This window comes from Xylophilus rhododendri (assembly GCF_009906855.1).
Taxonomy (GTDB): Bacteria; Pseudomonadota; Gammaproteobacteria; order Burkholderiales; family Burkholderiaceae_C; genus Xylophilus; species Xylophilus rhododendri.
This window is the reverse complement of record NZ_CP047650.1, coordinates 1,892,642-1,903,482: the sequence shown is the minus strand read 5'-3', so window position 1 is coordinate 1,903,482 and position 10,841 is coordinate 1,892,642. Positions and strand designations below refer to the sequence as shown.

9 protein-coding genes are annotated in these 10,841 nt (G+C 71.2%); 8 read left to right on the top strand and 1 reads right to left on the bottom strand.

Annotated elements, in window-relative coordinates; translation table 11 throughout:
* The first annotated feature begins 29 nt into the window (after positions 1-29).
* From GT347_RS08715 to GT347_RS08680, 8 genes are all read left to right on the top strand, one after another.
* Complete coding sequence (locus tag GT347_RS08715) at positions 30-335, top strand: FeoA family protein (protein ID WP_229722801.1); 306 nt, start codon at positions 30-32, stop codon at positions 333-335.
* A complete protein-coding gene (gene feoB, locus GT347_RS08710; RefSeq protein ID WP_160551586.1) occupies positions 332-2,212 on the top strand; it encodes a ferrous iron transporter B in 1,881 nt (626 codons plus the stop codon). The genes GT347_RS08715 and feoB overlap by 4 nt, the downstream gene beginning before the upstream one ends.
* 15 nt (positions 2,213-2,227) lie before the next feature.
* Positions 2,228-2,518: a DUF6587 family protein gene (locus GT347_RS08705; protein ID WP_160551585.1), complete on the top strand. Its 291-nt coding sequence runs from the start codon at positions 2,228-2,230 to the stop codon at positions 2,516-2,518.
* 93 nt (positions 2,519-2,611) lie between these two features.
* Entirely contained in the window at positions 2,612-5,101 is a 2,490-nt protein-coding gene (locus GT347_RS08700) for a putative bifunctional diguanylate cyclase/phosphodiesterase (protein WP_160551584.1), read from the top strand.
* Positions 5,102-5,128: 27 nt separating this feature from the next.
* On the top strand, positions 5,129-6,334 hold the full coding sequence (locus GT347_RS08695) for an FAD-dependent monooxygenase (protein ID WP_229722800.1): 1,206 nt from the start codon (positions 5,129-5,131) through the stop codon (positions 6,332-6,334).
* A 97-nt stretch (positions 6,335-6,431) separates the two neighbouring features.
* Positions 6,432-7,604, top strand: coding sequence for a Y-family DNA polymerase (locus tag GT347_RS08690; RefSeq protein WP_160555269.1), 1,173 nt, complete (start codon positions 6,432-6,434; stop codon positions 7,602-7,604).
* A 34-nt stretch (positions 7,605-7,638) separates the two neighbouring features.
* Positions 7,639-8,322 (top strand): 5,6-dimethylbenzimidazole synthase, encoded by a 684-nt coding sequence (gene bluB / locus GT347_RS08685; protein ID WP_160551582.1) that lies wholly within the window; start codon positions 7,639-7,641, stop codon positions 8,320-8,322.
* A gap of 96 nt (positions 8,323-8,418) precedes the next feature.
* Positions 8,419-9,555 (top strand): DNA topoisomerase IB, encoded by a 1,137-nt coding sequence (locus GT347_RS08680; RefSeq protein WP_160551581.1) that lies wholly within the window; start codon positions 8,419-8,421, stop codon positions 9,553-9,555.
* Here GT347_RS08680 and GT347_RS08675 read toward each other — a convergent pair.
* A complete protein-coding gene (locus GT347_RS08675) occupies positions 9,539-10,831 on the bottom strand; it encodes an NRAMP family divalent metal transporter (protein ID WP_160551580.1) in 1,293 nt (430 codons plus the stop codon). The genes GT347_RS08680 and GT347_RS08675 overlap by 17 nt on opposite strands.
* Positions 10,832-10,841 lie beyond the last annotated feature (10 nt).

Below are 10,841 nucleotides of genomic sequence, written 5' to 3'. Positions count from 1 at the left end.
CCGTCCGCACCGTAGCCGCCTGTCCATCCGTGTCCGCTGTAACGCTTCCGACCGCACCGTCCAGTCCCGTCCTGCCTGCTTCCGGGCAGACACTCTCCCTCGCCCGGCTCGCGCGCCACACCCCCGCCGTGGTGGTGGAGCTGCGCAGCCTGGGCCAGGTCGACGATGCCGAGCGCATGCTGCGGCTGAGCGAGATCGGCTTCGTGCCCGGGGAGCCGGTCCGGGTGATCGCCTACGGTTTCCCCGGCCGCGAGCCGATCGCCGTGCGCATCGGCCGCAGCACCTTCGCGCTGCGGGCGCACGAGGCGGCGCTGGTGCAGGTGGTGCTGGCATGAACGCTGTTGCCTCCTCCCTGCGGGTGGCCCTGCTGGGCAATCCCAACTGCGGCAAGACCGCGCTGTTCAACCTGCTGACCGGCAGCCGGCAAAAGGTCGCCAACTATGCGGGTGTGACGGTCGAACGCAAGGTCGGCCTGCTGCGCACGCCTGCGGGCCGGCGCATCGAGGTGCTCGACCTGCCCGGCGCCTACAGCCTCAACGCGCTGTCGGCCGACGAGGCGGTGACCCGCGACATCGTCACCGGCCGGCGCCCGGGCGAGCCGCTGCCCGATCTGCTGGTCTGTGTCACCGACGCCACCAACCTGCGCCTGAACCTGCGCCTGGTGCTGGAAGCCCGGCGCCTGGGCCTGCCGATGGTGATGGCGCTGAACATGACCGACATGGCGCGCGAGCAGGGCGTGCTGGTGGACATCCCCGCGCTGTCGCGCGAACTCGGCATGCCGGTGATCGAGACGGTGGGCGTGCGCGGCGATGGCGCCGCCAACCTGGTGGCGCTGCTGAGCGACTACCTGCCCCAGCCCGACACCGAGGCCGGCCGCCCCGGCGACTGGACCGCGCCTGGCATCGCCGAGGTGCTAGATACCCAGCAGGAGGTGCGCCGCATCCTCGCCGCCGCGGTGGTGGAGCCGGTCTCGCGCCTGGCGCGGGACGACCGCATCGACCGCCTGGTGCTGCATCCGGTCTGGGGTATGGCCATCCTGACGGTGCTGCTCTTTTTGATGTTCCAGGCGGTGTTCAGCTGGGCCGAGGTGCCGATGGACATGATCGAGTCGGCCACCGGCAAGCTCGGCGCGCTGGTGCAGGCGCACCTGCCCGACGGCATCCTGCGCAGCCTGGTGGTGGACGGCATCATCGCGGGCGTCGGCGGCGTGCTGGTCTTCCTGCCGCAGATCCTGATCCTGTTCTTCTTCATCCTGGCGCTGGAGGACTCCGGCTACCTGCCGCGCGCGGCCTTCCTGCTCGACCGGCTGATGGGCACGGTGGGCCTGTCGGGCCGCTCCTTCATCCCGCTGCTGTCGAGCTTCGCCTGCGCGATTCCCGGCGTGATGGCGGCCCGCACCATCACCAACTGGCGCGACCGGCTGGTCACCATCATGATCGCGCCGCTGATGACCTGCTCGGCCCGCCTGCCGGTGTATGCGCTGCTGATCGCCGCCTTCATCCCCGCGCGCCAGGTCGGCGGCATCTTCAATCTGCAGGGGCTGGTGCTGTTCGCGCTCTATCTGGGCGGCATCGTGTCGGCCATGGGCGTGGCCTGGGTCTTCAAGCTGATGCGCGGCACCCATGCGCAGTCGCCGCTGATGATGGAGCTGCCCTCCTACCGCTGGCCCAATCCGCGCCAGCTGGCCATCGGCCTGTGGGAGCGGGCGCGCATCTTCCTGAAGCGCGTGGGCACCATGATCCTGTCGCTGACGGTGCTGCTGTGGTTCTTCTCCACCTTCCCCGGCCCGCCCGAGGGCGCCACCGGCCCGGCCATCCAGTACAGCCTGGCGGGCATGATCGGCCGGGCGCTGGAAGTGATCTTCGCGCCCATCGGCTTCAACTGGCAGATCTCGATCGCGCTGGTGCCGGGCCTGGCCGCGCGCGAGGTGGCGGTGGGTGCGCTGGGCACGGTCTACGCCATGTCGGCCACCGGCGACGACGCTGCGGCGCAGCTGGAGCCGGTGATCGCCGCCAGTTGGTCGATGGCCACCGCGATCTCGCTGCTGGTCTGGTATGTGTTCGCGCCGATGTGCCTGTCGACCCTGGCCACGGTGAAGCGGGAAACCAATTCCTGGCGCTACGCTCTGATCATGGCGGGCTATCTGTTCGCCCTGGCCTACGGCGCCAGTTTCATCGCCTACCGGGTCACGCTGGCACTCGGCGGCGGCTAGGAGCTAGGAGTCAGCATGCTTCAAGAGGCCATCGTCACCCTGATCGTTCTGCTTGCCTTCGGCTGGGCTGCCTGGTACTGGATGCCGGCGCCCTGGCGGCGCAAGCTGGCGGCCGCGCTGGGCCGTGGCGGCATGCGAGTGGGCCTGGGCGAAAGCGGTGCGGACCGCATCGCGCGGGCGGTGGCCGATGCACCCGGATGCAGCTCCTGCGACAGCTGCGGCAGCTGCGCCACGCCCGGCAAACCGGGCTCCGGCGGCACCCAGGCCGGCGAGCGCAAGACGGTGCGGATCTTTCCGTCGCACTGAGGCCCACCCCCGCAGGAGGCGGGGCACTCCGGCGTTAGACTCCATCGGGCCGGGGCCGCTTTGAGCGGTTCCGCCCAGCGAGGAAGCGTCCGGATGAAGCAAGCCCCCGCCAGCGGTAAGGACCGCGGCACACCAGAAGCGTCGCCTCCATCGACGGCGCATTGGCTTGGCCAGGGCCTGCCGGGTGCGGTGCTGTTCCGCTGGCAGGCGGGCGGCGGCCCCGCCGGCCGCTTCCTCAGCCTGGGCGATGGCCTGGCGCAGACCTGCGGCGTGACGGTCCCGGAGCTGATGGCCGAGGCCCGGCGCGGCTGGCGCCTGCTGCCACACTCCGAACGTGCCACCCTGATCAAGGCCCTGCGTGCGGCCCAGGCCCGCCAGGAGGGTGTGGCGCTGGCCCTGCGCCTGCGCCGCGCCGATGGCACGCTGCGCAGGATGCGCCTGCATGCCGTACCGCTGCCCGGCTCCGACTCCACCCAATGGGACGGCGTGCTGCTCGACCTCGGCCCGGACGAGACCGATCCCCGGCTGGGCGAGGACGCCGTCTGGCTCGACGCGCTCAACCGCCTGCCCTTTTGCGTCAGCCTCTTCGACACCTCGCTGCGGCTGCATTTCGTCAACGATGCCCATGCGCGCTGGTACGGCCGGCCGGCCGCCGAGATGGTGGGGCGCAAGCTCGACGAGTTCATCGGGCCGACCCGTTACGCCGCCCTGGAGCCGCGCCTGCAGGCGGCGCTTCGGGGCCAGCCCAGCGTCTTCGAGAACCAGCTGCAGCGCGACGGCGTCACGCACTGGCGCTACAACTCCATGGTGCCGGAGCGGGCGGCCGACGGCAGCGTGCGCGGCGTCATGTCCATCGCCATCGACGACAGCGTGCGCCGCCGCGCCGAGATCGCCCTGGCCGAGAAGCAGGCCGAGCTGCGCGGCCTGTTCGAAGCCGTCCCCGACATGGTCTTCTACCGCGATGCCGAAGGCATCTACCGGGCCTGCAACCGCGCCTTCGAGGCTTTCTACGGACTGCGCCAGGGCGAGCTCGTCGGCCGCAGCTACGGCGATCTCTACGACCCGGACACCGCCGAGCGCTCGCGCAACGAGGACCTCGCCGCCATGCGCACCGGCCAGGCCTACCGCGGCGAGGAAACGCTGCGCGGCGTTCACCGCAGCGGCGTGTTCGACATCATCAAGACGCCGGTGCTGGATGCGCGCGGCAAGGTCTCCGGCCTGATCGGCATCGCCCGCGACGTCACCGACCGCAAGCGTGCCGAGCACGAGGTCGAACGCCTGGCCTTCTACGACGCCCTGACCGGCCTGCCCAACCGGCGCCTGCTGCTGAGCCGGCTGCAGGCCGCGCTCGACGAGGCCGCCCAACTGGGCCACCACGGCGCGGTGCTGTTCCTGGACATCGACCATTTCAAGGACCTCAACGACATCCTGGGCCATGCCGCGGGCGACCAGCTGCTGCAGCAGATCGCCGGCCGCCTGGTGGAGCGCGCCGCGCCGGGCCGCAGCGCGGCGCGCTTCGGCGGCGACGAGTTCGTGCTGATCTGCGAGAACCTCGGCAGCGACATCGAGCCGGCCCTGGCCGAGGCCCGGCGCATCGCCGCCGAACTGCTGGCGCAGCTGCACGGCCCGTTTTCCATCGGCGAGCGCCAGCACCATGCCAGCGGCAGCATCGGCGTGGCCCTGTTCGGCGGCGGCACGGCGCTGCCGGCCGACGAGTTGCTCAAACGCGCCGACCTGGCGGTGCACCAGGCCAAGGCCGCCGGCCGCAACACCGTGCGTTTCTTCGACCCGGAGATGCAGGCGCGGCTGCGCGAGCGCTCGGTGCTGGAGGCCGACCTGCGGCTGGGCCTGGGCCGGGACGAGCTGCGGCTGCACTACCAGCCGGTGGTCGATGCCGGCGGCCGCATCCTGGGCGCGGAAGCCCTGGTACGCTGGATGCATCCCACCCGCGGCCTGGTGCCGCCGCTGGCCTTCATCCCGCTGGCCGAGGAGAGCGGGCTGATCCTGCCGCTGGGCCAATGGGTGCTGCGCCAGGCCTGCCAGCAGCTGGTGCTGTGGGACCGGCGCGCGGCCACGCGGCACCTCAACATCGCGATCAACGTGAGTGCCCGGCAGTTCCGGCATCCGGACTTCATCGACCAGGTCGAGGAAGTGCTCGGCACCACAGGCGCCAATGCGCGCAGGCTGAAGTTCGAACTCACCGAAAGCCTGCTGTTCCACGACGTCGAGGACATCCTCGGCAAGATGGGCCGGCTGCGGGCGCGCGGCGTGGGTTTCTCGCTGGACGATTTTGGCACCGGCTATTCATCGCTCAGCTACCTGAAACGCCTGCCGCTGGACCAGCTGAAGATCGACCAGTCCTTCGTGCGCGACCTGCTCACCGATCCCAACGACGCCGCCATCGTGCGCACCACGCTCGGCCTGGCGCTGAGCCTGGGGCTGGAGGTGGTGGCCGAGGGCGTGGAGACCGAAGGGCAGTTCGACTTCCTGCGGCGCCACGGCTGCCGCTCCTTCCAGGGCTATCTCTTCGGTCGGCCGCTGCCGATCGGCGAGATGGAGCAGCAGCAGGGCCTGCTCGACTGACCGATGGCGGTTGCGTATTCGCGTGAGATGTTGATCGCCGGCGGCGGTATCGGTGGGCTGGCGGCGGCGCTGGCCTGCAACCGCGCCGGCTGGCGCGCGCGGGTGTTCGAACGGGCCGAGGCATTCGGCGAAGTCGGTGCGGGGTTGCAGCTGGGCCCCAACGCCACCCGCGTGCTGCAGGACTGGGGCCTGTCGGATGCGCTGCAGGCGGTGGCCTTCTTTCCCGACTCGATCACGGTGCGCAGCGCGACGGGCCGCCGGGTGCTGGGCCGCATGCCGCTGGGCCGCGAGGTGGCGGCGCGCTACGGGGCGCCCTATGCGGCGCTGCACCGGGCCGATCTGCACGGCCTGCTGCTGGCCGCGGTGGAAGCGAGCGGCGAGTCGGTGCTGCACCTGGGCACCGAGGCCCTGGATGCCGCGCCGTCCGGCGCGACGCCGGAAAGCCTGGCCCTGGCCTGTCGGCGCGCGTCGAGCGATGCCGGCCGGTCCGAGGGCGAGGCCCTGATCGTCGCCGACGGCGTCTGGAGCCGCCTGCGCCGGCAGGTGACCGGCGCGGGCGACGGCGAGCCCCTTCCCACCGGCCAGTTCGCCTGGCGCACGCTGATCCCGCGCGATGCCCTGCCGGCCCCGCTGCGCTGCGAATACGCGGGCGTGAATGTCTGGCTGGGTGCGCGCCTGCATGTGGTGGCCTATCCGGTGCGCCGCGGCGAACTGCTCAATCTGGTGGTGCTGGCCGAAGGCCTGCCCGCATCGGCCCGCGGCACCGCGCCGCAGGACTGGAACGCCCAAGCCGCCCCGGCGGAAGTGGCGCAGCTGCTGGCGCATGCCGGCACCGGTCTGCGCGACCTGGCCGGGGCCGCGCCGCACTGGCGCCGCTGGATGCTGCACGACCGCGATCCGGTCGCCGGCCCGCAGGCCCTGGCCAGGGAGCGCATCGCCCTGCTGGGCGACGCCGCCCATCCCATGCTGCCCTACCTGGCCCAGGGCGCGGCCATGGCGCTGGAAGACGCCGCCGAGCTGCAGCGGGTGCTGGCCATGGACATCGACGATGTGCGCCTCTGCCTGGCCCGCTACGCCCTGCACCGCTGGCAGCGGGTGGGGCAGGTGCAGGCGCGGGCGCGGCGCCAGTCGCGCATCTTCCACGCCACCGGCCCGCTGGCCTGGGGCCGCGATGCGGCGCTGATGTTGCTCGGGCGGCGGCTGCTCGATCAAGGCTGGCTCTGGAGAACCTGAGCGCCGGAAGCCCCCGTGCACCTCGGCTGGTGCGCCTGGCTTTATCCTCGCCGGCGTGTCTTCCGATCTTCCGCTGCGCCGCATCGCCCACCTCGACATGGACGCCTTCTTCGCGTCCGTCGAACTGCTGCGCTACCCGCAGCTGAAAGGCCTGCCGGTGGTGATCGGCGGCGGGCGCCGGGCGGTGGACGGCGCCCTGGTCACGCCGCCCGACGGACGTGCGCTGGAAGACATCCCCATCGACGCCTTCCCCCGCCTGCGCGGCTACACCGGCCGCGGCGTGGCCACCACCGCCACCTATGAAGCCCGCCAGTTCGGCGTGGGCTCGGCGCTGGGCCTGATGAAGGCCGCCAAGCTGTGCCCGCAGGCAATCCTGCTGCCGGTGGACTTCGAGCGGGTGCGGCATTTCTCGCGCACCTTCAAGGGCATCGTCACCGACATCGCGCCGCTGATGGAGGACCGCGGGGTGGACGAGGTCTACATCGACTTCACCGAGGTGCCGGGCGGCCAGCGCGAGGGCGGCAAGGTGCTGGCGCGGCTGATCCAGCGGCAGATTTTCGAGGCCACGCGCCTGACCTGCTCGATCGGCGTGGCGCCCAACAAGCTGCTGGCCAAGATGGCCAGCGAGTTCGACAAGCCCAACGGCATCTCCATCGTGTACGAGGCCGACCTGCAGCCGCGCATCTGGCCGCTGCCGGCACGCAAGATCAACGGCATCGGCCCCAAAGCGGATGCCAAGCTGGAGACGCTCGGCATCCGCACCATCGGCGAGCTGGCGGCGCAGACGCCCGAATGGCTGATCGCCCACTTCGGCAAGTCCACCGGCGCCTGGATGCACCGCGTGGCCTGGGGACAGGACGACCGGCCGGTCACGACAGAGAGCGAGCCGGTCTCGATGAGCCGCGAGACCACCTTCGAGCGCGACCTGCACGCGGTGCGCGACCGGGAGGAACTCGGCCGCATCTTCACCGCGCTCTGCGAGAAGGTGGCCGAGGACCTGCAGCGCAAGGGCTACCGCAGCAAGACCATCGGCATCAAGCTGCGCTACGACGATTTCCGCATCGCCACCCGCGACCTGACGGTGGAAGTGGCGGTGGACGACGCGGTGCAGATCCGCCGCCTGGCGGGCCAGTGCCTGAAGCGTGTGCCGCTGGAGCGCCGGCTGCGCCTGCTGGGCGTGCGCGCCGGCACGCTGGTGCGGGGCGATGAGGCGGACGCGGCACCGTCCGAAGCCGAGCCGCAACGCGGACATACACCGGCCTTGTTCTGAGGCGGCGGCCGCGCTGAGCCTTTAAGCTCGGCCGATGTGCCCCGCCGATTCCGCTGATTCCGCCGCTCCCGCCGCCACCGCCTTCACGGCAGCCGAGCGCGAAACCCTCCACCAGATCCTGTCCACCCGCCGCGACATGCGGCATTTCCTGCCCGGCCAGACCGTCGCCGACGAGGTGCTGCAGCGCCTGCTGGCGGCCGCGCACACGGCGCCCTCGGTCGGCCTGATGCAGCCCTGGCGGCTGCTGCGCATCCAGGATGCGGCGCAGCGCGAACGCATCGCCGACCTGGTCGAGCAGGAACGCCTGGCCACGGCCGACTGCATGGGCCTGCGCTCCGACGAGTTCCTGGCCCTGAAGGTGGAAGGCGTGCGTGAAGCCGCGCTGCTGCTGGTGGCCGTGCTGGCGCCGGACGACGGCACCGTCTTCGGCCGCCGCACCATGCCGCGCGACATGGCGCTGTGTTCGGTGGCCTGTGCGATCCAGAACCTCTGGCTGGCGGCGCGGGTCGAGAACCTGGGCATGGGCTGGGTCTCGCTGTTCGATCCGGCGCGGCTCGGCGCGGTGCTGGACCTGCCGGAGGGCGCGCAGGCGGTGGCGGTGCTGTGCATCGGCCCGGTGCCGGCCTTCTATCCGCAGCCGATGCTGGAGATCGAGGGCTGGCGCCAGGGCAGGGCGCTGGAGGAATTCGTCTTCACCGATCGCTGGCCTGCCGGCTGAACGGAGCGCCTCCCGCCGCGGCTGCTGCCGGCGTCCTACAAATGCGCGGCGGGCGGCGGGCTACACCCGGTATCAACCGATACCCGCAAAGCCGCCATGTACGACGCCGCCCCCCACGCCCCGACCGAGGACACACCGGTGCCGGCCCCCGCGCCATTGGCCGGCGGGCTGATGTATGTCAGCCCGCTGATGCCCGGTTTTTCCCGGGTGCGCAGCGGCAAGCGTTTCGCCTACCGGCGCCAGGACGGCAAACGCATTGCCGATGCGGCGGAGGTCAAACGCATCGACAGCCTGGCGATCCCGCCGGCCTATACCGATGTGTGGATCTGCCCCCTGCCCAACGGCCATCTGCAGGCCACCGGCCTGGATGCCCGCGGCCGCCGCCAGTACCGCTACCACGCCCAGTGGCGCCTGCTGCGCGACGAAGGCAAGTTCGAGCGCATCGAGGCCTTCGGCAAGGCCTTGCCGCGCATCCGCGCCCGGGTGGCGCGCGACCTGCGGCCGCTGCGCGGCAAGGCGCCCTCGCGCACCGTGGTGCTGGCCACGCTGGTGCGCCTGCTCGACACCACCTACCTGCGGGTGGGCAACGAGGAATACGCCGAGACCAACGGCTCCTACGGCCTGACCACGCTGCGCACGCCGCATGCCGGTGTGCGCGGCAGCGTGCTGACGCTGAAGTTCCGCGGCAAGAGCGGCGTGGAGCAGCAGGTGAAGCTCGACGACCCGCGCGTGGCGCGGGTGGTGCGCGTCTGCCAGCAGCTGCCCGGCCAGGAACTCTTCCAGTACGAGGACGAGGACGGCCAGCCGCACCGGGTCGATTCATCGGATGTGAACGACTACCTGCGCGAGGCCGCCGGCGCCGATTTCACCGCCAAGGACTTCCGCACCTGGCACGGCACGGTGCAGGCGTTGGAGCTGACCCGCCTGGCCTGCGGCGGCTGCGGCGAGCAGGCCTACAGCGCCAAGGCGGTGCTGGCCGAAGTGGCCCGCCAGCTGGGCAACACGCCGGCGGTGTGCAAGAAGTCTTATGTGCATCCGGCCGTGCTGCAGGTCGGCCAGACCCTGGCGGCCGGCGCCGAGTCCGACATGATGGCCTTCTGGGAGCGGGTGACCGGCAAGCAGAAGACACCGCGCCGCCTGCATGCCGCCGAGCACCGCCTGCTCGGCTTCCTGCGCGAGCACCACAAGGAGCTGGCGCGGGAGATCCGCCGCAAGCTCAAAAAGCCAGCATGACCAGCACCGCCGCGCCCATCAGCGCGGTGGCGGCCCAGCCCAGCACCTTCAGGCGGCGCGAGGCCACGAAGCGGCCCATCACCTGCCGGTTGGCCACCATCAGCATCATCACCACCATGATGGGCACGGCGATCACGCCGTTGAGCACGGCGCTCCAGAACAGCGCCTTGATCGGATCCAGCGGCGAGAAGCCGAGCGCAATGCCGGCCACCATGGCGGCCGCGATGATCGAGTAGAAGGCCTTGGCTTCGCGCAGGCTGGATTCCAGGCTGCCGCTCCAGCCGAAGGCGCCGGCCATGGCATAGGCGGCGGAGCCGGCCAGCACCGGAATCGCCAGCATGCCGGTGCCGATGATGCCCAGGCTGAACAGGCCGAAGGCCAGCTCGCCGGCGATCGGCCGCAGCGCCTCGGCCGCCTGCGCGGAGGATTGGATGTCGGTCACGCCATGGCGGTGCAGGGTGAGCGCCGCGGTCAGCATGATGAAGAAGGCCACGGCGTTGGAGACGGCCATGCCGAAGCCGGTGTCCAGCCGGATGCGGCGGAAGTTCTGCTGCGCCTCCTGCGGTGCTTCGAGCAGGGAACGTTCCGGCGGGCGTTTGCCCTGCATGTCTTCCACCTCCTGCGAGGCCTGCCAGAAGAACAGATAGGGGCTGATGGTGGTGCCGAGGATGGCGACCACGGTGGTGACATAGCCGGTATCGGTCGACAGCCGCGGCCAGAAGGTCGCCCGCGCCACATCCGCCCAGGGAATCTGCAGGCTGAACAGCACCGCCACATAGGCGAAGAGCACCAGGGTCAGCCATTTCAGGAAACGCACATACCGCGCATAGGGCACGAAGACCTGCAGCAGCAGCGCGACCAGGCCGAAGAGCACGGTGTAGAGATGCGCCGGCCCGCCCAGCACCAGCCGGGCCGCGTCGCCCATGGCCGACAGGTCGGCCGCGATATTGGCCACGTTGGCCACCAGCAGCAGGGCCACGGTCGCCTGCAGCAGCCAGCGCGGATAGTGCCGCCGCATATTGCCGGCCAGGCCATGGCCGGTGACGCGGCCGATGCGGGCGCTGACCGCCTGGATGCCCACCATCAGCGGATAGGTGAGCAGCAGGGTCCACAGCGTGGCCAGGCCGAACTGCGCGCCGGCCTGGGAATAGGTGGCGATGCCGCTGGGGTCGTCGTCGGCGGCGCCGGTGATCAGGCCCGGGCCCAGGCGGCTCAGCCAGCCGGAGGGCCGCTTGGATGGGGAGGCGTCGGCGCCAGGCTGCGGATCGTGGGGCACGGGATGCCGT

Excerpts from the sequence above, each read along its gene's own strand:
- feoB (WP_160551586.1), top strand. The coding sequence starts at position 332 with ATGAACGCTGTTGCCTCCTCCCTGCGGGTGGCCCTGCTGGGCAATCCC.
- GT347_RS08705 (WP_160551585.1), top strand. The coding sequence starts at position 2,228 with ATGCTTCAAGAGGCCATCGTCACCCTGATCGTTCTGCTTGCCTTCGGC.
- GT347_RS08700 (WP_160551584.1), top strand. The coding sequence starts at position 2,612 with ATGAAGCAAGCCCCCGCCAGCGGTAAGGACCGCGGCACACCAGAAGCG.
- GT347_RS08695 (WP_229722800.1), top strand. The coding sequence starts at position 5,129 with ATGTTGATCGCCGGCGGCGGTATCGGTGGGCTGGCGGCGGCGCTGGCC.
- GT347_RS08690 (WP_160555269.1), top strand. The coding sequence starts at position 6,432 with ATGGACGCCTTCTTCGCGTCCGTCGAACTGCTGCGCTACCCGCAGCTG.
- bluB (WP_160551582.1), top strand. The coding sequence starts at position 7,639 with ATGTGCCCCGCCGATTCCGCTGATTCCGCCGCTCCCGCCGCCACCGCC.
- GT347_RS08680 (WP_160551581.1), top strand. The coding sequence starts at position 8,419 with ATGTACGACGCCGCCCCCCACGCCCCGACCGAGGACACACCGGTGCCG.